The organism is Curtobacterium sp. MCBD17_032 (genome assembly GCF_003234855.1).
Classification (GTDB): domain Bacteria; phylum Actinomycetota; class Actinomycetes; order Actinomycetales; family Microbacteriaceae; genus Curtobacterium.
The window spans coordinates 1-19,964 of the sequence record NZ_QKTO01000016.1 but is presented as its reverse complement, the minus strand read 5'-3'; the positions used below and the strand labels follow the sequence as shown (position 1 = coordinate 19,964).

Annotated in this window: 20 protein-coding genes; 7 read left to right on the top strand and 13 right to left on the bottom strand. The window is 72.6% G+C overall.

Annotated features, from left to right (window positions below):
- Positions 1 to 8: 8 nt before the first annotated feature.
- Both DEI91_RS14610 and DEI91_RS14605 read right to left on the bottom strand, forming a co-directional pair.
- Positions 9 to 1,427: an amino acid permease gene (locus tag DEI91_RS14610; protein WP_111052991.1), complete on the bottom strand. Its 1,419-nt coding sequence runs from the start codon at positions 1,425 to 1,427 to the stop codon at positions 9 to 11.
- A 53-nt stretch (positions 1,428 to 1,480) separates the two neighbouring features.
- A complete protein-coding gene (locus DEI91_RS14605) occupies positions 1,481 to 1,810 on the bottom strand; it encodes a hypothetical protein (protein ID WP_111052990.1) in 330 nt (109 codons plus the stop codon).
- Positions 1,811 to 2,023: 213 nt separating this feature from the next.
- Between DEI91_RS14605 and DEI91_RS16940 the strand changes: the two genes are divergently transcribed.
- Positions 2,024 to 2,344 (top strand): hypothetical protein, encoded by a 321-nt coding sequence (locus DEI91_RS16940; RefSeq protein WP_146244313.1) that lies wholly within the window; start codon positions 2,024 to 2,026, stop codon positions 2,342 to 2,344.
- Between the two features lie 94 nt (positions 2,345 to 2,438).
- A complete protein-coding gene (locus tag DEI91_RS14595; RefSeq protein WP_111052988.1) occupies positions 2,439 to 2,876 on the top strand; it encodes a hypothetical protein in 438 nt (145 codons plus the stop codon).
- Here the strand turns inward: DEI91_RS14595 and DEI91_RS14590 are convergent, their stop codons facing one another.
- Complete coding sequence (locus DEI91_RS14590) at positions 2,877 to 3,497, bottom strand: hypothetical protein (protein ID WP_111052987.1); 621 nt, start codon at positions 3,495 to 3,497, stop codon at positions 2,877 to 2,879. It lies immediately after the preceding gene.
- Positions 3,498 to 3,641: 144 nt separating this feature from the next.
- On the opposite strand from DEI91_RS14590, the gene DEI91_RS14585 reads away from it, so the two are divergent.
- Positions 3,642 to 4,610 carry an ADP-ribosylglycohydrolase family protein gene (locus tag DEI91_RS14585; RefSeq protein WP_111052986.1) on the top strand — a complete coding sequence of 323 codons (969 nt, stop codon included), beginning with the start codon at positions 3,642 to 3,644 and terminating at the stop codon, positions 4,608 to 4,610.
- 61 nt (positions 4,611 to 4,671) lie between these two features.
- On the opposite strand, the gene DEI91_RS14580 is transcribed toward DEI91_RS14585, so the two are convergent.
- The gene (locus DEI91_RS14580) at positions 4,672 to 6,126 is read right to left on the bottom strand and encodes an APC family permease (protein ID WP_111052985.1); all 1,455 of its coding nucleotides are present in this window, start codon (positions 6,124 to 6,126) and stop codon (positions 4,672 to 4,674) included.
- A 95-nt stretch (positions 6,127 to 6,221) separates the two neighbouring features.
- On the opposite strand from DEI91_RS14580, the gene DEI91_RS14575 reads away from it, so the two are divergent.
- Positions 6,222 to 6,650 carry a DUF6892 domain-containing protein gene (locus tag DEI91_RS14575; protein WP_111052984.1) on the top strand — a complete coding sequence of 143 codons (429 nt, stop codon included), beginning with the start codon at positions 6,222 to 6,224 and terminating at the stop codon, positions 6,648 to 6,650.
- Positions 6,651 to 6,676: 26 nt separating this feature from the next.
- On the opposite strand, the gene DEI91_RS14570 is transcribed toward DEI91_RS14575, so the two are convergent.
- From DEI91_RS14570 to DEI91_RS14560, 3 genes are read right to left on the bottom strand one after another with little or no spacing between them, the layout of a single operon-like run.
- Entirely contained in the window at positions 6,677 to 7,324 is a 648-nt protein-coding gene (locus DEI91_RS14570) for a uracil-DNA glycosylase (protein ID WP_258374450.1), read from the bottom strand.
- Between the two features lie 7 nt (positions 7,325 to 7,331).
- Positions 7,332 to 8,531 (bottom strand): glycosyltransferase, encoded by a 1,200-nt coding sequence (locus tag DEI91_RS14565; RefSeq protein ID WP_111052983.1) that lies wholly within the window; start codon positions 8,529 to 8,531, stop codon positions 7,332 to 7,334.
- Between the two features lie 9 nt (positions 8,532 to 8,540).
- Positions 8,541 to 9,374, bottom strand: coding sequence for a DUF429 domain-containing protein (locus tag DEI91_RS14560; protein WP_181439631.1), 834 nt, complete (start codon positions 9,372 to 9,374; stop codon positions 8,541 to 8,543).
- 65 nt (positions 9,375 to 9,439) lie between these two features.
- On the opposite strand from DEI91_RS14560, the gene ligD reads away from it, so the two are divergent.
- The gene (gene ligD / locus DEI91_RS14555) at positions 9,440 to 10,459 is read left to right on the top strand and encodes a non-homologous end-joining DNA ligase (RefSeq protein ID WP_181439630.1); all 1,020 of its coding nucleotides are present in this window, start codon (positions 9,440 to 9,442) and stop codon (positions 10,457 to 10,459) included.
- A 33-nt stretch (positions 10,460 to 10,492) separates the two neighbouring features.
- Here ligD and DEI91_RS16355 read toward each other — a convergent pair whose 3' ends face one another.
- From DEI91_RS16355 to DEI91_RS14550, 3 genes are all read right to left on the bottom strand, one after another.
- Positions 10,493 to 10,642, bottom strand: coding sequence for a hypothetical protein (locus DEI91_RS16355; protein WP_181439629.1), 150 nt, complete (start codon positions 10,640 to 10,642; stop codon positions 10,493 to 10,495).
- Entirely contained in the window at positions 10,639 to 10,800 is a 162-nt protein-coding gene (locus DEI91_RS16350) for a hypothetical protein (RefSeq protein ID WP_181439628.1), read from the bottom strand. Before DEI91_RS16350 ends, DEI91_RS16355 begins: the two co-directional genes overlap by 4 nt.
- A gap of 160 nt (positions 10,801 to 10,960) precedes the next feature.
- On the bottom strand, positions 10,961 to 12,007 hold the full coding sequence (locus DEI91_RS14550; RefSeq protein ID WP_111052980.1) for an ATP-dependent DNA ligase: 1,047 nt from the start codon (positions 12,005 to 12,007) through the stop codon (positions 10,961 to 10,963).
- An 86-nt stretch (positions 12,008 to 12,093) separates the two neighbouring features.
- Here DEI91_RS14550 and DEI91_RS14545 point away from each other — a divergent pair, with 86 nt between their 5' ends.
- Complete coding sequence (locus tag DEI91_RS14545) at positions 12,094 to 13,113, top strand: MBL fold metallo-hydrolase (RefSeq protein ID WP_111052979.1); 1,020 nt, start codon at positions 12,094 to 12,096, stop codon at positions 13,111 to 13,113.
- A gap of 87 nt (positions 13,114 to 13,200) precedes the next feature.
- Here DEI91_RS14545 and DEI91_RS14540 read toward each other — a convergent pair whose 3' ends face one another.
- The 3 genes from DEI91_RS14540 to DEI91_RS14530 all read right to left on the bottom strand — a co-directional run bounded on the left by DEI91_RS14540 (position 13,201) and on the right by DEI91_RS14530 (position 17,972).
- Entirely contained in the window at positions 13,201 to 14,817 is a 1,617-nt protein-coding gene (locus DEI91_RS14540; RefSeq protein ID WP_111052978.1) for a hypothetical protein, read from the bottom strand.
- A gap of 200 nt (positions 14,818 to 15,017) precedes the next feature.
- Entirely contained in the window at positions 15,018 to 16,940 is a 1,923-nt protein-coding gene (locus DEI91_RS14535; protein ID WP_111052977.1) for a hypothetical protein, read from the bottom strand.
- 129 nt (positions 16,941 to 17,069) lie between these two features.
- Positions 17,070 to 17,972 carry a LysR family transcriptional regulator gene (locus DEI91_RS14530; protein ID WP_111052976.1) on the bottom strand — a complete coding sequence of 301 codons (903 nt, stop codon included), beginning with the start codon at positions 17,970 to 17,972 and terminating at the stop codon, positions 17,070 to 17,072.
- An 83-nt stretch (positions 17,973 to 18,055) separates the two neighbouring features.
- On the opposite strand from DEI91_RS14530, the gene DEI91_RS14525 reads away from it, so the two are divergent.
- On the top strand, positions 18,056 to 19,964 hold a 1,909-nt coding region (locus DEI91_RS14525; protein ID WP_146244312.1), incomplete at its 3' end, for a proline dehydrogenase family protein.

The window sequence follows — 19,964 nt, the reverse complement described above, 5'->3', positions numbered from 1 at the left end:
CGCCAGGATCACGGCTCTCGCGGTGGCTCCAGCGCGCTGTGCTTGCGCGAGTAGCCGAAGTACACGCCGAGCCCGATCGCGAACCAGATCCCGAACCGCACCCACGTCTCCCACTGCAGGAACGAGACGAGCCACAGCGACGCCAGGACCCCGATCGCGGGGACGACGGGCATGAACGGCAGGCGGAACTGCCGGTCGAGGTCGGGCTGCCGGTAGCGGAGCACGATCACCGCGGTGCAGACGACCACGAACGCGAGCAGGATGCCGATGTTCGTCAGCTCGGCCACCACGCCGATCGGCAGCACACCCGCCAGGACCGCCGACGCGATGCCGAGGATCCAGGTCACCCGGGTCGGGACGTGGCGCTTCGGGTCGGTCTTGGCGAACCACTTCGGCATGAGGCCGTCACGGCTCATCGAGAACCAGACGCGCGAGGCGCCGAGCATGAAGGTGACGAGCACGGTGACGATGCCGACGATGGCACCGATCGCGATGACGTTCGCGATCCCACCGAGGCCGACCGCCGCGAACGCCGACGAGAACCCGGACGCCGGATCGATGTCCGTGTACTCCTGCATCCCCGTCAGGACGAGCGTGGCGAGCACGTAGAGGACCATCGAGATGCCGAGGGAGAGCAGGATCGCCTTCGGCATGTGCTTCCGGGCGTCGGTGGACTCCTCGGCCGCCGTGGACATCGCGTCGTAGCCGAACACGGCGAAGAACACCGTCGCCGCACCGGTCATGACGCCGCCGAACCCGAACGGGAAGTACGGCGAGTAGTTCGCGCTGTCGATGTGGAACACCCCGAGCACGACGATGAGCACGACGAGCGCGACCTTGATGCCGACCGCGACGAACTCGAACCGGGCCGCGCTCCGGATGCCGCGGGTGAGGACGAACGCGGTGAGCAGGCAGAGCAGGATCGCGAAGACGTCGACGACGTGGCCGTCGCCCGTACCCGGGGCGCCGAGCATCCAGGCGGGTAGGTCGATGCCGAACTGGCCGACCAGGAAGCCGACGTAGCCCGAGATGCCGATCGCGACCACCGCCACGATCGCCGTGTACTCGAGCAGCAGGTCCCAGCCGATGAACCACCCGACGATCTCGCCGAGCACCGCGTAGCCGTACGTGTAGGCGCTGCCCGCCTTCGGGATGAGGCCGGCGAACTCCGCGTACGACAGTGCCGCTGCCGCGCTGGCGACCCCGGCGACGAGGAAGCTGATGAGGACGGCGGGCCCGGCGACGCCGTTCGCGACCGCCCCGGCGAGGGTGAAGATGCCGGCGCCGATGATGCCGCCGATGCCGATCGCGGTGAGCTGCCACAGGCCGAGGTGACGTTTCAGGCCGCCCTCGCCTCCGGCGTCGTCGTCGATCGTGTCGATCGGCTTCCGGCGGAACAGGGTGGAGGATCGCGGCGTCGGTGCCATGCCGCCATCCTGCACCCGCCGCGGCGGATCGGCACGGGCGGTCGTGCCTCCCGTCAGCGCTGCGCGTACGGCCACCAGAACGGCGGGGGCAGTGCGCCGCCGGTCAGGATGACGAGCCCCTGGTAGGCCAGCATGCCCACGCCGAGCATGCCGAGGAGGGCCGCGGTCCAGGCCCAGCGTCGGACCGCGCGTCGGCGCCGACCGATCCGGATCGCCCGCCATGCCGACAGCAGGCCGAGCCCACCGAACAGGAAGCCGATCGCGAGGTGCCGGCCGACGCCCTCCGCCGGCAGGATCAGACCCTGCAGGAACGCGAACCCGCAGAGCAGCACGGCTGCGGTGGCGGGAGCGGCAGGGGGTTCGTGGTCGCGGGCTCGGGCCATGCCCCGACCGTAGCGGCAACGGCCGTCGCGATCACGGGGCACCATGGGGGGCATGCGTTCCTCCGCCCGCGTGCTCCTGCGCCCCGTCCTCGTGCTCGCGGCCGCCCTGCGGTCGGCCCGCGATCGCCGCCGCCGATGACGTCGGTGGACCGGGACGGCGCTGCCGACCGGGAGGCCCGGACCGGCAGACACCGCGGTCGTCGCGTCGCGGACGTGGTCACGTCGGTCGTCCTGCTGGTGGTCGGGGCGCTCGCCGCGGTGACCGCCGGATGGGGGATCATGCTGCTGGCGCTCGGGTTCGGGTCGTGTGACGCCCCGGGCAACCGCTGTGACGAGGGGCTCGGCGCAGCGGTCGTCACGCTCGGGCCGGTGCTCGTCGCGCTGGTGTTCCTGGCGGCGGCCGTCGTCTGCGTGCTCCGGCTCGTCAGACGCCGGACGGCGTGGCCGGTCGCGCTGCTCGGCCTCGGGCTGGTCGTCGTGGTGTTCCTCGTGGCGCGGCTCCTCGTGGACGGCTCGGTGACGATCGGCATCTGAGCGCTCTCCTGCACAGGGCGGCCGGCGGTCGTGGTCGTCCACAGATCAGGGTCGAGCCGGGTCCGGTCAGGGGGCGGACGGCGACGCTGAGGGCATGCCAGACACCGACGTGCTCGACCGACTCGAGCGAACCGCAGTCCGAACCGACGCCGACGTGGTCGACCTCGTCGTCGCCCTCCTCGACGCCCCCGTCCGGCGACAGTGCTGGGTGTTGTTCCTCGGTGAACGAGGGGTGCCCGTGCACCTGGTGATGCCGATCGCGGACCTGCCCTACGAACCCGACGACCAGGTGACGGACGTCGCGGCGCTCGTCGAGGACGTGGCCGCCCAGGTCGGCGCCGCGCAGGTCGTGCTCGCGTGGGAACGACCGGGCGCGACCGGACTGTTCCCCGTCGACTGGGCGTGGGTCGACGCGATGGCGTGCGCCCTCGACGAGCACGGCGTCCGGCTCCGCGGGCAGGTCGTGGTGCACGAGGAGGGGGCGTCGATGATCGAGCTCGACGACGACGAGCCCGTCGAGCCGGCCACGTGACTAGCCCTGGGGCGCGACGTCCGGCACGGTCTCGCCGGTCAGCCCCTCGACCACGCGCTTCGCCGTCGGCCAGTACTTGGCGTAGTGGTCGGGGTCGGCGTTCACCTGCACGGCGTGGGCCATCTGCGTCGGCGTCATGGTCTTCCACCCGGGCACCTTGACGAGCTTCGCGTAGAACATCGACGCGGCCGTGTACGGGTCCATCCGCTGCTCGTACGTGCCCCAGGCGCCGTTGTCCCGCTGCTGGAACAGTCCCCGGCTGTCCGGCCCGACCGCGTCGCCGTGGTCGATGTTGACGAGCCCCGACTCGCCGATCGCGGTCATCACACCGACGGCCTGCGTGTGCGGCCCGATGCCGAGGGCACGAGCGGCGCGGATGACCTCGGCGGCGTTCACGAGCCGGTCCTGGCAGAAGCCACCGATCGGGCCGGCCGGCACGACGACGCCGCCGACGGTCTTCGCCGGCGCGGCCGGGCAGGTGAGCGCGCGGGGCGTCGCCGAGGACGATGCCATCCCGGTCAACGAGTTCACCGCGACGACGACCAGGACGATCACCCCGATGACGGCCGCGACCACACCGACGCCGAAGACCGACGCGAGCGCGATGCCGGCACGGCGCATGGGGCGGGTCCTCCGTCTGGTGGTCGGGGTCGGGAGCGGCGGACGAGCCGCTGCACCACACACGAGGCTAAGCGTTCCTGCTGGACGTGGGGAGTGCCGACATGCCCCCGGTTCGCGGCACTACCGTGGTCGGCGGAGGGAACGATGGACACAGCGATGCAGGACCGGGCGCTCGGCGCCGTGCTGGCGAGTGCGTGCGGGGACGCGCTCGGAGCCCCCTACGAGTTCGGCCCCGCGCTGGCCGCCGACCACCCCGTCGGGATGCGCGGCGGTGGACCCTTCGGCTGGGAGCCGGGGGAGTGGACCGACGACACGAGCATGGCGATCCCGGTGCTCGAGGCGGTCGCCAACGGTGCGCGCTGGAACGAGCCCCGCACCCACGGGCGCCTCCTCGCAGCCTGGTCGGACTGGGCGCAGGACGCTCCCGACGTCGGTGCGCAGACCCGCGCCGTCCTGGGCCGGATGACCGCGAACACCGAGGAGGCCGCGAAGGCCGCAGCCCGCGCCGTGCACGAGCAACGCGGACAGTCCGCGGGCAACGGGTCGCTCATGCGGACGACGCCGCTCGTCCTCGGGTTCCTCGGCGACGGGGCGAAGCGGCCCCTCGCCGTCGCGGCCCGCCGTGTGAGCGACCTCACGCACCACGAGGAGGACGCCGGCGACGCCTGCGTGCTCTGGACGGTGGCGATCCGGCACGCGGTCCGTCGTGGTCGACTCGATGTCCGCCGCGGGGTTCCGCTGCTGCCGCGGGAACGGCGGACCCTGTGGCTCGACCGCATCGCCGCGGCCGAGGGCTCGACGCCAGAGGACCACACCGAGCGCAACGGATGGGTCGTGGCCTCGCTGCAGGCGGCGGTGGCTGCGATCACCTCGGGGGACGGCCTGGTCGACACGCTCGAACGTGCCGTCCGCGGCGGCGGGGACACCGACACCGTCGCCGCGATCACCGGCGGTCTGGCCGGCGCCCTCGCCGGGGCTTCGGCGCTGCCGGAGCAGTGGACCGGCATCGTGCACGGGTGGCCGGGCAAACGGCTCGACTGGGTCCGGTCGCTCGCCGTCCGGGCGATCGACCGGACCCCGGGGCCGCTCGGCCTCCCCGCCCGCCGGGGCTGACGCCGCACGCGCAGCGGCGGTCCGGCAGGAGCCCGGCGACGCAGCTGACCAGCGCTGCCGGTCAGCGGTGGTCGTCGCGGGGGTCGCGCTGCACCGCGGTCGGCTCGGTGACGAGCCCGGTCGGCGCCTTGTCCGCGACCTTCCGCCCGTGCGTGAACCAGGTCACGAGCCAGAGCACGACACCGAGCGCGAGCAGGGCGCCGGCGATCTGGTACTGCTCCGCGGCGCGTCCGGACGAGAACGGCAGCACGAGCCACAGGCAGGCCACGACGCCGATCACCGGGAGGACGACGCCCGCCTTGAAGTGCTTGTGCCCGACCCTGTCCCGACGCAGCACGAGCACCGAGGTGTTCACGACCGCGAACACCGCGAGCAACAGCAGCGAGGTCGTCCCGCCCAGGATCACGACGATCGGCGACTCCGGGTCGAGCGACACCCAGCCGATGAGCAGCAGGGAGATGAGCGTGGTGAAGACGATCGCGGTCGACGGGGTCCGGCGGGTGGGGGAGACCCGACCGAGGAACCGCGGCAGCACGCCCTGCTTGCTCATGCCGTACAGCAGCCGGGACGCCATCATCATGTTGATGAGCGCGGTGTTCGCGACCGCGAACATCGAGATGAACGGCAGGATCGACCCGATCGGGAAGTCCGGGGCCGCGGTCTGCACGACGGTCACCAGCGGCGTCTCGTTGCCGGCCAGCTCGCCGATCGGCACGACGGCCACGGCGCAGATCGACACGAGGACGTAGATGACGGCCGTGATGCCGAGACCGGTCAGCATCACGCGGGGGAAGATCCGCGACGGGTCCTTCGTCTCCTCGGCCATGTTCACCGAGTCCTCGAACCCGACCATCGCGAAGAACGCCAGCGAGGTCGCCGTCGAGACGCTGAGCAGCAGGCTCTTGTCCTCCGGCGTCTCGAACATCACCACGCGTGAGAAGTCCGCGTTGCCGCCGGCGATGGCCCAGAAGCCGACGAGGATGACGAGCACGAGGCCCGAGAGCTCGACGAGCGTGAGCACGACGTTCGTCTTCACGGACTCGCTGACACCGCGGAAGTTCACCGCCATGACGGCGAGCATGAAGCCCATCGCGATGAGCATCACCACGACGTTCGGCAGCTCGAGCCCGAACCCGACGCCGAGGTTCGCCGCGAACGCGCGGGACGCCGTCGACGCCGACGTGATCCCCGAGCACATCACGATGAAGGTGACGATGAACGTGACGAAGTGGATGCCGAACGCCTTGTGCACGTACAGCGCGGCCCCGGCGGTCTGCGGGTACTTCGTCACGAGTTCCAGGTACGAGAACACCGTGAGCAACGCCACCGAGAAGGCGATGAGGAACGGGAGCCACGCGGCCCCGCCGACCTCTGCGGCCACCTGCCCGGTGAGCGCGTACACGCCGGTGCCGAGGATGTCGCCGACGATGAACAGCAGGAGGAGTTTCGGACCGATGACACGGCGGAGCTCGGTCTGATGCCCCGCGTCGTGCTCGGTCTTCGTGGTGGTCGCCATGCCCCACCATGTTCCTGCTGACGGCTTCCTGTCCAGTCCCACAGGCAAATCCGCCGTGCCGGGCACGTGGAGCCGCCCCTCGGTACGCTCCCTGCATGGACGAGGAGTCGACGACCACCGAGGAACCGATCGAGTTCGCGGACTTCAACGCGAAGCTGCTCGTGCTCGACGTGCTGTGCTACGACCTGGACGTCCTCGAGCCCTACGACGGCGACGACGACGAGGACACGGTCGACGACGACGAGGTCACGGGACAGGACGACCGGGCGCGTGAGTACTACGACGACCTCGACCTACTCCCGTCGCACCTCGACCTCGTGACCGAGCTGACGGTCGACTCCGACCTCGAGGTCCTGCAGGACGTGCACCCGGGGTGGGACGGCTCCGACGACCGTTACGACCCGCAGAACTGGGACGACCTGGTCGACCTGCCGGCGCTCCGGATCGTGTACGCCGCCGCCCCGCTGCCGGCACACGTGTCCGAGGCACTCACGGCCAAGGGCGTCGAGGTCCGCTCGGCGTAGTCCGCAGCACGATCCGGCGTCGTTCCTCAGCGGAGCTCGGCGAGCTGCGCGGTGAACTGTGCCGCGCCGCCCTGGGCGGGGTGCCGCACCGCGATCGCGTCGATGCCCGCGGCCGCCAACGCTCCCTGCGCCTTCCGGCCGACCGCCACGAAGCGGCGGGCCCCGACGGCCTCGGCGAGGGCCAGCGCGACCGGAGCGCCGTCCCGCACCTCGGAGGGGCGCGGCGTGCGGTTGGTCAGCCGGTCCGGCGCGACGAACGGGTGGTGCGGGAACACCGCCCAGAGCACCGGCAGTGGGCCGTGCCATCCGCGGAGGGCGGCGTGCACCACGCGGGAGGACGCCTCCCACGGAGCGGTCGGGGTCCCCGGGACCGTCAGGGGGACGTCGGCGAAGAGCCCGTCTGGGTCCTGCAGCTCGCGCATGCTCGTGAAGGGCACGCCGGTGTTCGTCATCCCGCGCCACCCGGGTGCCTCGGCCACCAGGATCGTCTCGGCCGCCGGGCCGAACCGCCGGAGGTACCGGTCGAGGTTCGCCCGACGCAGCGCCCCGGCACCGCCGCCGACGATGTCGTCGGTGCCGGTGTCGAACAACCGCTCGGCGTCCGCCGCTGCCGGCACGGCGTCGAGCGCCGCCCAGAACGCGCTCAGGTCGATCGATGCGGGAACGGCCGTCACGGTGCCCTCAGCGCCCGAGTACCCGCAGGTACACGCGCTCGAGACCGGCCGCGGAACGGTCCCAGCTCAAGCGCTCGGCGTGCTCGCGTCCCGCGGCGGACAGTGCGGCCGCGTAGTCCGGCTCCGTCAGGACGCGCTGGATCTCCGCCGCCCACACCATCGGGTCGCGGGACTCGAGCACGACCCCGGTCTCACCGTCGACCACGGCTTCGCGCAGGCCCCCGGCAGCGGCCGCCACGACCGGCACCCCGGACGCCGAGCCTTCGAGCGCGACGAGTCCGTACGTCTCCGAGTGCGACGGGACGAGCACGGCCGCCGCGCCGCGGAACAGGAAGGCGAGGTCGGCGCGGGACTGCGGCCCGATGAAGGTGACCCGGTCGGCGATGCCCCGCGACTCGGCGAGCCGACGCAGTTCGGCCACGTGGTCGCCCGCCTCGCTCGAGGCGTCCCCGGCGATGACGAGGGTGGGGCGGGCCTCCCGGTCGATCCCGGCGACGGCCTCGATCGCCAGGTCCAGGCCCTTGAGCGGTTGCACGCGCGCGGCGGCCACCACGTACGGGGCGACGGCGCGGCGGGCACCGCTGCCGGCAGGGCGGAACACCGACCCGTCGACGCCCGGCAGGACGATCCAGACGCGCGACGGGTCACCGCCGAGCCGGGTGCGGACGGTCTCGGCCTCGGCCTCGCTCACGACGACGACGGCGTCGGACTCGCGGGCGAGCCGCTGCTCACCCGCCATCCGGCCGGCGGACTCGGGGCGTTCGCCCTCGGACAGCGGCGTCTCGGCGTCGGCCGCGATCGAGTGGAACGACTGGACGTGCGGGATGCCGCGGTCCCGCGCGACGGGCAGCGCGGCGGCGCCGGAGAACCAGTGGTGCGAGTGGAGCACGTCGAACGGCCCGAGCGCGGCGAGCCCGTGCCGGAACGGTTCGATGAAGGCGTCGTGCTCACCCTTCGGCACGGGTTGTGCCGGACCCGCGGACAGGAAGCGCAGACACACGCCGGGGACGAGCGCGACCGAGTCCGGCTGGGTCGGCGACGAGCGCCGCGTGACGATGTCGACCTGGTGGCCGCGGTCGGCGAGGGCCTCGGCCTGGTGCCGGACGACGACGTTCATGCCGCCGACCTCACCGGAACCGGGTTCGTCGCCGGGGGAGGTGTGCAGCGAGACCAGCCCGATGCGCAGCGGTTCGGTCGTCGTGCTCACCGGGCCAGCCTAGCGAGCAGGCCGTTGGGCCTCCCGCGCCGGTGCGACGAGGGCCGGCAACCGACCGGCCGCATCGCGCGGGTCGGACGGGGAGCGGTCATCGCCGCCGAGCACCTGCACCCGTCGGTCGCCGTGCCGCTCCCAGAACGCCGCCGTCCAGGCGCAGAGGACGCCGTCGAGCAGGTCCTCGCGGTGCTTGTGCGTCGGGCCGTGCAGGACCGACGGCTCCGCGAGTGCCCGGGTGCGCGGGTCGCCGTCGAGGTCGAGCGGCGGGTCGAGCGGGGTCGTGCGGAGACGGCGGACCAGCTCGTCGAACGCCTCGGCACGGCGCTGCCGGGCGACCGCGGGCGGGACCGACGGGTCGAGCCGCTTGTACCGCGGTCGTTCGTCGTCGTAGCCGAACTCCTCGACGCCGACGAGGGTCGTGTACGGGTAGCACTCGAACACCGCGGGGCCGCTGCGGTCCCGCATGCCCGCGGTGTCGCCGACGTAGGTGGCGCCGAGCGCGGTCAGGCGGTCGAGCAGACGTGCTCCGGCACTCGCGGCGGAGGCCAGGTTCGTCGGGTTCGCGGCGACCTTCCAGCGGCCGTAGCGCTGCCCGACCTGCCGCTCGACCTGGCGCATGCCGGTCGGGTTCGTCACGACGAGTGAGGCGTCCACGGCGACGAGCGTGCGCGGACCGAGCCGGTCGGCGATCCACGTCGTGACCGCGTCGACCCCGCGGGCCCATCCGGCGTCCACGACCCGTCCCGCGTCGTCGAGGGCGGCGAGGCCGGTCTCGTTCGGTGCCCGGTGCTCGGTGCCGAGTCCCCACGCCAGGTCGACCCCGAGGTACGCGTTCACGGTGTCATCCTGCCCGCACACCGGGGACACGCGCTCCGCGGGTGCGGGGGAGTAGGTTCCGCAGCATGGCGACACCGGCGACGACGCTGACCGTACCCGGACCCGAGGGCGACCGGGAGGTGCGGATCTCGAGTCCGGCACGCGTGCTCTGGCCGGACCTCGGCATCACGAAACTCGACCTCGCGCAGTACCTGGTCGACGTCGGGGAGCCCTTCGTCCGGGCGAACGGCGATCGACCGATCTCGCTGCAGCGGTTCCCCGACGGCGTCGACGGTGAGCAGTTCTTCTCGAAGAACCCGCCGAAGGGTGCGCCCGACTACGTCCGTGCGGTGACTGTGACCTACCCGAGTGCCCGGAGCCACCCCCAGCTCGTGGTCGACGAGCCGGCCGTCGCGGTCTGGGCGGCGCAGATGAACACCGTCGTCTTCCACCCGTGGGCGTCCCGGGCCGAGGACAGCGACCACCCGGACCAGCTCCGCATCGACCTCGACCCGCAGCCCGGTACCGACTTCCACGACGCGGTCCCCGCCGCGCACGCGTTGCGGAAGGTGCTCGCCGAGGTCGGACTCGAGGCGTGGGTGAAGACGAGCGGCAACCGCGGCCTGCACGTGTTCGCGCCGATCGAGCCGGTGTACGAGTTCCTCGACGTCCGGCACGCCGTGATCGCCGCGGCCCGCGAACTCGAGCGACGGATGCCCGAGCAGGTGACGACCGCGTGGTGGAAGGAGGAGCGTGGGCAGCGCGTCTTCGTCGACTTCAACCAGGCGAACCGTGACCGGACGATGGCCGGTGCCTACAGCCCCCGCGCCCTCCCGCACGCGGCGGTCTCGACCCCGCTGGCGTGGGAGGAGCTCGACGGCGCGGACCCGACCACGTTCACGATCCGGACCGTGCCCGGTCGCCTCGCCGCGACCGGCGACCCGTGGGAGACGATGTCCGCTGCGCCGCGGAGCATCGACCCGCTCCTCGCGTGGTGGGAACGGGACCTGGAACGGGGCGAGGGTGAACTGCCGTTCCCGCCTGACTTCCCGAAGATGCCGGGCGAGCCGCCCCGCGTCCAGCCGTCCCGGGCGAAGAAGGGTTGACGGCCCGGCCCTGGTGACGGGCCCGGCCCGGGATCAGACGAGCGAGGAGGTGTCCTCGTTCCGGAGTCCGTCGTCCTCGACCCGCGAGGTCTGCAGCGGCAGGCCGACCGTGGCGGTGTGCAGGCGGGTGAGGCGGGACCACGTGCGGCGGTTGCCCTGCGTGACGCCGTCGAGGACGATCATGCGCCGAGGCCGATCGTGACGAAGGCGAGCGCGGCGGCGGTCACACCGGCGATGCCGCTGACGATCGCGCTGGTCTGGAGTGCACGCAGGTGACGTGCTTCGCGGACCTCGCTGAAGGGGCTGCGCTGCGCCCGGCGAATGAGGATCTCGTTGCTCATGTCCACTCCGATCCGTGGTGTCGAGACGGTGTCGGACCACCGTTCCCCTGGTGCCTCAGATGCTTCCACAGTTTCACTAGTTCGGCTAACTACTGATACCTCCGGAGCGCACATCGGACATCGGGACAGGACCGCGGACATCGGGACGGGACCGCGGACGTCAGGACAGGACCGCGCTCAGGTCGTACGCCGTCGGGACCTCCAGCTGGTCGAACCCGCATGAGCGTGCCTCCCGGTCCGGACGCCACCGCGCGAACTGCACCGTGTGCCGGAACCGGTCGCCTTCCATCTGGTCGTACCGGACCTCCAGGACGCGTTCCGGCGCGAGCCGCACGAACGACGTGTCACGACCGGACGAGAACCGCGACCGCTCCCCGTCACCGGTGACGGGCCTCCCGTCCGTGTCCCGTTCCACGAGCGGCTCCAGCTCGTCGACGAGTTCGCGGCGCCGCTTGTCGGTGAAGGCGGAGACCCCACCCACCATGTGCAACTCGCCGTCCTCGTCGTACAGGCCGAGCAGCAGCGACCCGACGCCGGTCCCGCTCTTGTGGACCCGGTACCCGACGGCCACGACGTCCGCTTCGCGGTGGTGCTTCACCTTCAGCATCGTGCGCTTGTTCGGCTCGTACGGCTTCGTGCGCGGCTTGGCGACGACGCCGTCGAGCCCTGCGCCCTCGAAGGTCGTGAGCCATTCCCGGGCGAGGTCGACGTCGAGTGTCGTGCGGGTGACGAAGAGGGGCGCGGTGAGGTCGGCTCCGAGCTCCTCGAGCGCCGCCCGCCGCTCGTCGAACGGCCGGCCGGTCAGGTCCTCGCCGTCGAGGTGCAGCAGGTCGAAGGCGACGAACTGCGCCGGCGTCTCGACCGAGAGCTTCGCGATCCGCGAGGCCGCGGGGTGGATCCGCTGCGACAGGGCCTCCCAGTCGAGCCGTTCGTTCCCCGGTACCCCCGAGCGGACGACCACCTCACCGTCGAGGACGACGGGGTGCTCCCGGCCGCCGAACCGGGCGCGGAACGCCTCGACGAGCTCCGGGAAGTACCGGGTCAGCGGCTTGGCGCCGCGGCTGCCGATCTCGACGTCGTCGCCGTCGATCGTCACGATGCCGCGGAAGCCGTCCCACTTCGGCTCGTACCGCAGGCCACCCGCGACGCTGTCGGGGTCGGGCACGGTGGCGACGGCCTTGGCGAGCATGGGCGCGATGGTCTCCATGCCGCCTGTCTACCCGCCGGTCGCGGGACCGGCCTGGAGGCCCGCCCCACCCTGGTCCGTCGGCACCCGCTGGCTAAGGTGGTCGCGTGCCGATCCCGCCACCCGTCAGCCCCGCGCAGGCCGAGGCACTCGCCGCCGGCGCCCTCCCGCCCGTCGAGGAGGTCCGGCCCGGCATCTGGACCATCGCCGTCCCCTTCCGCGGTGGTGTCCCCGACGCGACGCTCGCCTACGTGGTCGAGGGGAGTGACGGCGCCCTCGCGGTCATCGACCCGGGGTGGTCCGACGGTGGCTCGCTCGATGCCCTCACCGACGGGTTGCGCGTCGTCGGCCGCCGGGTCGAGGACGTCACCCTCGTCGCGGTCACTCACCTGCACGCCGACCACCTCGGCGCGGCGTCCGAGGTGCGACGCCGGTCCGGCGCTCCCGTCGCCATGCACGTCGCCGAGGTGCACGCGCTCGAGCACGAACGGGCCGACGCCGAACAGAACGACCGGGACGTCCGGACGTGGGGCGTGCCGGCCGACCGGCTCGACGGCGTGCTGGCCGCATGGGGGACCGGCCGTCGGATCGGTCTCGGGGCCGCGCAGCGCCCGTTCGCCGACCTGCTGCTCGCCGACGGCGATCTCCTGCCGGTCCCGGGTCGCACGATCCGGACGCTCTGGACGCCGGGCCACACGGGCGGGCACGTCTGCTTCGTGGACGAGGCGGACGGCCTCCTGTTCACCGGCGACCACGTCCTCCCGCGGATCAACCCCGGGGTGGGCCTCGGCGGGCGGACCGCGACGAACCCGCTGCGCGACGCGCTCGAGTCGCTCGCGAAGCTCGACGGGTTCGACGACCTCGAGGTCTGCCCGGGCCACGAGTACCGGTTCCGCGACGTGGTGTCCCGGGCCCGGGAACTCGTCGCCCACCGGGAGGAGCGCGACCGGCACGTGGCGGAGGCCCTCGACGCCCTGCGCCGGCCGACGCTGTTCGAGGTCGCGTCCCGCGTGCCGTTCAGCGGCGGCATCGCGTCCATGTCGGGGTTCCTGCTCGCGAGCGCCCTGAGCCAGACTGCGTTCCACACGGAGCTCCTCGGGCGAGCGGACGAGGTCCGCCGGGTCTGACGGCCCCCGGTGTCGCCGTCCCCGGACAGCGGTACGGCCCCGCCGGTCCCTGCTGGGACCGACGAGGCCGTACCGATCGCGCTGGGGTCAGCGCTCGTCCGACGTCAGCGCTGTGCGGCGACGCAGGACGCGTGCCCCGACCAGTGCAGCACCGGCGGCGAGCATGCCGAGCGCCCACGGGAGCGCCCCGGTGGTGTCGGTGCCCGTGTAGGCGAGGCGGTGCGCGCGAGGAGCGGTGTCCACCGGCACGCTGCCGATCGGCTGTGCGACCGGCGGCACGGCCGCGGGCGGGATGACGGCCGCTGTCGGCACGACCTCGACGTCGAACGCAGTCGTGAAGTCACCAGCGGCGACCGTCAGACGGTGGGTCGAGGCATGCGGGAAGGTGACGCCGATGATCCCGTCGAAGTAGTCACCGAGGTCGGCGGCCACGGCGACCACGTCACTGGCCACGTCGGACCGCACCGTGACGGCAGCGGAGTCGCCGTCCTCGTCCTGGATCTCGTTGCCGAAGCGGTCGACGACGCCACCGTTGACCAGGAGGGTGCCGCCCTGCTGTGCCGTCGGGTTACCGCCGGGAGTGATGACCGGGACGAACGCGACACCCTCCTCGGTCTCCTCGAACGTCTCGACCAACGTCGACACGGCACCTTCCGGGTCGACGATCCAGCTCGTGAGCGATCCCTGCGGCAGGTCGTCGCCGTTGCCGACGAAGTCCTTGAAGTCGGCCTTGTCGATCGCGTAGACCTGGACGCCGAGCGGCGCAGCAGCATCGACGGTCAGCTCGACGTACTGGGTCGCGGAGACGCCTCGGCTCGTGGCGGTGACCGCGAAGTCGAAGAAGTCGGCGTACTCGGTGGTTCCGGAGAGCACACCGGTCGCCTGGTCGAGCGCGATGCCGTCGGGGAGCTGGGAAGCGGGCGTGTACACCGGCTCGTCCGGGTCGACGGCATCGGGGTCGTACCAGGTCACTGTGTAGGAGACATCGTCGGGCTGGACGCCGGCGACGGTGAAGTCGTGCGAGAACGCCTGACCGGAGGTCGTCGACAGGGCGAGGGGCTCCTCGTCGGTCGTCGCGGCGGCGAACGTCGGGTTCGGCAGGATCGGCGCACTCTCGACCCGGTTGCTCGCGCCGGTGATCGCGTCGGTGACCGTCAGCACCACGACCTTGCCGATGAGCGCGGTGTCGGTCGGGGTGAAGACGTTCCGGGTCTCGACGACCGTGTCGTCGATGCTCCAGGCGTACCGGAGGCCACCGTCGGACTCGGCCGTGAGCTTCGAGCCGAGCTTCGCGTCACCGCTGATCGTGACCCTGGGAGCTGCGGCGGTCGTCACGGGGGCATCGGACGACGCGTCCGGAGCGGGCGCAGGGCCGGCGGGAGCGCTCGGTGCGTCCGTCGCCGGGTTCGACGGGAGCGTGTCCGGGGAGCCGGTGGCGCCCGCGGTCGGGACGATCGTCCCGGTCCCGGTCCCGGTCCCGGTCCCGGTCCCGGTCCCGGTTCCGGCAACCGCGTCGGTCGGGAGGCTCGGAGCGGCCGGGCTCGTCGTGTCGCCGACGACGACGGTCGGCGCGCTGACGCCCGTCTCGTCCGCGGCGTACGCGGTGGTGGCGGTCATGACGCCGAGTCCGGTCGTCAGGCCGACGAGCGCGGTGGCGGTGCCGACGGCGCAGGCGCGTCGGACGAAGGCAGTGCTGCGGTGCACGGGTTCCCCCAGGTTCAGGTCCGGTCGGGCGCCGGATCGTGAGAATCCGCCGTGAATGTCACGGGGTGATCGGAGCGTACTGGTACGCGCGGGTTCGGCGGGGCGTCGTTCCCGATTCGTGACCCGATCTGGGGACGGGACGACGCCCGATGACGGGAGGGGCGTGACCGACCGGCCACGCCCCTCCCGCGGAGCCAGCGTCAGGCGCGACGTCGACGCAGCCGGTGCACGAGCAGACCGGCGCCGGCGGTGAGCAGCCCGAGCGCCCACGTGAGCGGACCGGACTGGTCCGTACCCGTGTACGCGAGGCTGCCGGACGGAGCGGTCGGGGTCGTGAGCCCGGCGGTCGATGCGGCAGCGGGGGCCACCTCGAAGCGGATGTCGCTGGTGACGTCGCCGTACGTGACCGTGACGGTGTGCGGGGAGGCGTGCACGAAGGTCACCCACGTGCTGACGCTCTCCGCGTCGTAGTCGATCCGGTCACTCGCCACGTCGCTCGCGAAGCGGAACTCGGTGTCCGTCCAGGCCAGGTTCCCGTAGGCGTCGAACGGCTCGTGCCTCATCATCGCGCTCTCGCCCTGGCGGGCGGGGATCGCCTCGACACGACGCGGTTCGCCCTCGATCGGGTGGTAGGTGATCACGTCCCCGTCGACGGTCCAGCGGTCCTGACGGCCTCCGACCACCAGGTCGTCCTCGAACGTCACCGAGGAAGCGATCCGTGCCACCGCTCCCGGCGCCACCGTCAGCTCGACGTGCGCGACCGACTCCTGGCCGCCGCTCACGGCGACGACCTGGAACGGGAAGGACCGCGCCGCGGTCGCGGTGCCGCTGAGGACACCCGACTCCGGGTCGATCGTGACGTCGAGGCCGTCCGGAGCGGACGTGTGGTCGGACCCCCCGTCTCGGACACCGCGCAGCTCGTAGCGCACGGCCTCGGGAACGGGGGCGTCGGTCACGCTGAAGGTGTGGGAGAACCGCTCGCCCGCGGTGGCGGCGAGCGCGATCGGTGCCTTCGCTGACGACTGCTCGGTGAAGCCGAACGACGCAGAGGGCACCACGGCCGTGAACGAGGTGGCGACGCCGCCCTCGGCCACGGTCACGGTGCGCGCCCCCGGGCCGGAGAACGTCACGGTGTTCACCGACCAACGGTCGTCCCAGACCACCCGGTCGGACGCCGCGGAGCTGGTCGCCGTCGAGCGCGGGTAGTCGTCACCGAGCGTGGTGCGGTTGCCCCAGGTGTCCACGGCGAGTCCGGCGAGCTGGAGCGTCGCACCGTCCGCCACGGGGATGCTGTCCACGATCCGGACCCGGCCCTGACCGATCGCGTGCTCCCAGATCGTGCCGTCCGTCTCGACCTGCCACATGCCGGAGTGGTCGGCGGTGGAGACCGCGTAGGTCACGCCCACCGGGGCTCCCGGGGAGACCGTCACCTCGACGTACTCGGTGATCTGGGTCGAACCGCTGAGCGCGACCACCTGGAACTCGTACGTCCCGACGACGGTCGGCGTGGCGCTCAGCACGCCGGTCTCGACGTTGACCGTCCAGTCGGCGGACGGTGCCTTCCGGATGGCGTAGCCGACCGTGCCGTTGCCGCCCGTGGTGCGGAAGGTGTGGGAGAACGGCGTCCCGGCCGTGGCGGTGAGGGCGAGCGGCTCGTCCTCGGTGGACGGCTCGGTGAAGGCGAGGTCGCTGCCGTCCTCGGGAGCTGCAGCCGCGGGCGCGGCCGGCGCGGCCTCGGGAGCCGGAGCCGGCGTGACTGCGGGGGCCGCCGGTTGCGCGGCGTCGGTCCCGTCCGTGGGAGCCGCGGGAGCAGCGGGAGCCGTGGGAGCGGCACCGGGTGTGGCTTCCGCCGGGGCTGCCGGCGCGACGGTCGGTACAGCCACAGCGTGGTCGACGGGCGTCGTCGTCGGACCGGCGGACGTGCCTCCCGGTCCGGTCTCGGTCGTACCGGTCGTACCGGTCGTACCGGTCGTGACGGTCGTGGTCGACGGCGCGCCCTCGGCGCCCGTCGCGGCCGTCGCGGCCGTGGCGCCGATGCCGAACGCGGACGACGCGGTGACGACGGCCAGCGCGGCGCCGACCGCGGCGCTGCGCCGGAACGTGGATGTGCAGGACTGCTTCATGGGATCCCCCTCGGATGCCGGTCGGGCCCCGGTCGGGCGCCCTCACTCGGAGATGTCCGCGGATCCCGAGGCCTGACACTGCGTCAGGTCACAGGTGCATCACGACTCAGGACGCTCGTCACACTGCCCTCAGACCCGTCGGGCGTCCGCTGCCAGTTCGAGCGCCGCGCGGAACGCCGACACCGCGGGGGACTCCGCGCTCGCGATCCGCTGCGCCGTGAAGATCGTCCGGCGACCCGGTTCGGGCAGGTCCAGGAGTCGGCAGCTCGTCGACCGGCCGGCCCAGACGAGGTCCGGCATGAGCGCCACAGCGTTGCCCGACTCGATGAGCCGGATCTGCGCCTGCAGGTCCGCGGTCTCGTACCGGACGTCGGGCTCGAACCCGGCGCGACGACAGGTCTGCTCGGCGAAGTGCCGGGATGCGGCGCCCCGCGGCTCCATCACCCAGGGCAGCGTCGCCGCCTCGGCCAGGGAGGTCACCGGCCACAGCGCGGTGGCCTCCGGTGGCAGCGCGAGACGCACCGGGTCGGTCGTCAGGTCGCGCCGGTCCAGGCCGGGGAAGCGCGGCGCGGCGTGCGCCGGGTACTGCTCGGCGACCACCATGTCGAAGTCCCGGGCCCACGTCTCGTTGAGCGCGGTCTCCGGTTCGCGCTGCACCATCTCCACCCGGACGTCCGGGTGCTCGACCGCCATGGTCCGGAGCGCGGACGGCATGAGGGCCAGCGCCGCCGACTGGAACACGGCGACACGGATGCGCCCCTGCACGGTCGTCAGTGTCGACTCCACCGTCGCCTGTGCCCGCTCGAGGGTGTCGAGCACCTCACCCGCAGCGGCCACCAGCACCTCGGCCTGCGGCGTCAGCTGGAGGCGACGGCCAGCCCGGCGGAGGAGCTGCACCCCGGCCTCCCGCTCGAGCACCGCGAGCTGCTGCGACACCGCCGACGGCGTGAAGTTCATCGCCTCGGCGACGGCGGCCACGGTGCCGCGGATCGACAGCTCGCGCAGGAGCACCAGGCGACGGACGTCGAGCATGCCGGAAAGCGTAGCTGAGCTGAACGGTACGCATCACGAAGAGTTGCTTCCGCTACCGGAAGCCCGGCCGTCACACTGTCCCCATGACCGACGTCCAGCCGCGCACCGACGCCGCCGCACCGACCGCTCCCGACGCCCTCGCCGGCGCGTCCGTCGCCCTCGTCCGGCAGTGGCTCGCCGAGGCCGAGACGTACCCGGTCGACGGCTCCGCGAAGCAGCTCGCCGGCGTCCTCGCCGACCCGAAGGGGCTCGCCTTCGCCGTCGGGTTCGTCGACGGCGTCGTCCGCCCCGAGGACCTCGGCGTCGCCGCCCGGAAGCTCCGCGCGATCGCGCCGGACGCGCCCGGGTTCCTGCCGGCCGCGCTCCGCGGTCTGGTGCGCCTCGGTGGCGGGATGGCACCGGGCCTCCCGGGCGTCGTCGTCCCGATCGCCCGACGTGTCCTCCGGAACATGGTCGGCCACCTCATCGTCGACGCCACCGACGCGAAGCTCGGTCCGGCGATCGCGAAGATCAAGCAGGACGGCATCCGCCTCAACGTGAACCTGCTCGGCGAAGCCGTGCTCGGTGAGCGCGAGGCCGCGCGCCGGCTCGCGGGCACCCACGCGCTGCTGAGCCGCGCTGACGTCGACTACGTGTCGATCAAGGTGTCCTCGACCGTGCACCCGCACTCCCCGTGGGCCTTCGACCACGCCGTCGACGACATCGTCGGGCAGCTCCGGCCGCTGTTCGAGCGCGCGGCAGCGTCGACGCCGAAGAAGTTCATCAACCTCGACATGGAGGAGTACAAGGACCTCGACCTGACGATCGCGGTCTTCACGAAGCTCCTCGACGAGCCGCAGTTCACCGACCTCGAGGCGGGGATCGTGCTGCAGGCGTACCTGCCCGACGCGCTCGCTGCGATGCAGCACCTGCAGGAGTGGTCCGCCGCCCGCCGTGCCCGCGGAGGCGCCGACATCAAGGTGCGTCTGGTGAAGGGCGCGAACCTGCCGATGGAGCAGGTCGAGGCCTCGGTGCACGGCTGGCCGCTCGCGACCTGGCACACCAAGCAGGACTCGGACACCAACTACAAGCGCGTGCTCGACTGGGCGCTCACGCCCGAGCGCATCGCCAACGTGCGGGTCGGCGTCGCGGGGCACAACCTGTTCGACGTGGCACACGCGTGGCTCCTCGCCGGTGAGCGCGGTGTGCGGAACGGCATCGAGTTCGAGATGCTCCTCGGCATGGCGCAGGGCCAGGCCGCCGCGGTGAAGAAGACCGTCGGCTCGCTGCTCCTCTACACGCCGGTCGTGCACCCGGGCGAGTTCGACGTCGCCATCGCCTACCTCATCCGCCGGCTCGAGGAGGGCGCGTCGCAGGACAACTTCATGTCCGCGGTGTTCTCCCTCGCCTCGTCCCCGACGCTGTTCGCCCGCGAGGAAGCCCGGTTCCGCGACTCCCTCGCCCCGCTCGCGCTGCCCGGGGGACTGGACGCCCCGGCGCCGCACCGTGTCGCCGACCGGTACGCGGCCGTCGACCGTCCCGTCCCCGGCCACTTCGAGAACACGCCGGACAGCGACCCGTCCGTCGGTGCCGTCCGCGCATGGGGTGCCGCCATCACCGAACGGATCGCCACCTCGACGCTCGGCGTCGCCGCCGTCCGGGAGGCCCGGATCACCTCCGCCACGACCCTCGAGTCCGCCCTGCAGCGCGTCCGCGCCGCGGGCACGACCTGGGGTTCGTGGTCGGGTGCCGCCCGCGGCGCCGTCCTGCACGCCGTCGGCGACGCCCTCGAGGCGAACCGCGCCGCCCTCATCGAGGTCATGGCGTCGGAGACCGGCAAGACGATCGACCAGGCCGACCCCGAGGTCTCCGAGGCCATCGACTTCGCGCACTTCTACGGCGAACTGGCCGCATCGCTCGACACCGTCGACGGCGCGTCGTTCACTCCGGCCGCGCTGACGCTCGTCACGCCGCCGTGGAACTTCCCCGTGGCGATCCCCGCCGGCTCGACCC

Excerpts from the sequence above, each read along its gene's own strand:
- DEI91_RS14585 (WP_111052986.1), top strand. The coding sequence starts at position 3,642 with ATGGACACAGCGATGCAGGACCGGGCGCTCGGCGCCGTGCTGGCGAGT.
- DEI91_RS14595 (WP_111052988.1), top strand. The coding sequence starts at position 2,439 with ATGCCAGACACCGACGTGCTCGACCGACTCGAGCGAACCGCAGTCCGA.
- DEI91_RS14535 (WP_111052977.1), bottom strand. The coding sequence starts at position 16,940 with ATGAAGCAGTCCTGCACATCCACGTTCCGGCGCAGCGCCGCGGTCGGC.
- DEI91_RS14550 (WP_111052980.1), bottom strand. The coding sequence starts at position 12,007 with ATGGAGACCATCGCGCCCATGCTCGCCAAGGCCGTCGCCACCGTGCCC.
- DEI91_RS14530 (WP_111052976.1), bottom strand. The coding sequence starts at position 17,972 with ATGCTCGACGTCCGTCGCCTGGTGCTCCTGCGCGAGCTGTCGATCCGC.
- DEI91_RS14605 (WP_111052990.1), bottom strand. The coding sequence starts at position 1,810 with ATGGCCCGAGCCCGCGACCACGAACCCCCTGCCGCTCCCGCCACCGCA.
- DEI91_RS14590 (WP_111052987.1), bottom strand. The coding sequence starts at position 3,497 with ATGCGCCGTGCCGGCATCGCGCTCGCGTCGGTCTTCGGCGTCGGTGTG.
- DEI91_RS16355 (WP_181439629.1), bottom strand. The coding sequence starts at position 10,642 with ATGATCGTCCTCGACGGCGTCACGCAGGGCAACCGCCGCACGTGGTCC.
- ligD (WP_181439630.1), top strand. The coding sequence starts at position 9,440 with ATGGCGACACCGGCGACGACGCTGACCGTACCCGGACCCGAGGGCGAC.
- DEI91_RS16350 (WP_181439628.1), bottom strand. The coding sequence starts at position 10,800 with ATGAGCAACGAGATCCTCATTCGCCGGGCGCAGCGCAGCCCCTTCAGC.
- DEI91_RS14610 (WP_111052991.1), bottom strand. The coding sequence starts at position 1,427 with ATGGCACCGACGCCGCGATCCTCCACCCTGTTCCGCCGGAAGCCGATC.
- DEI91_RS14575 (WP_111052984.1), top strand. The coding sequence starts at position 6,222 with ATGGACGAGGAGTCGACGACCACCGAGGAACCGATCGAGTTCGCGGAC.
- DEI91_RS14580 (WP_111052985.1), bottom strand. The coding sequence starts at position 6,126 with ATGGCGACCACCACGAAGACCGAGCACGACGCGGGGCATCAGACCGAG.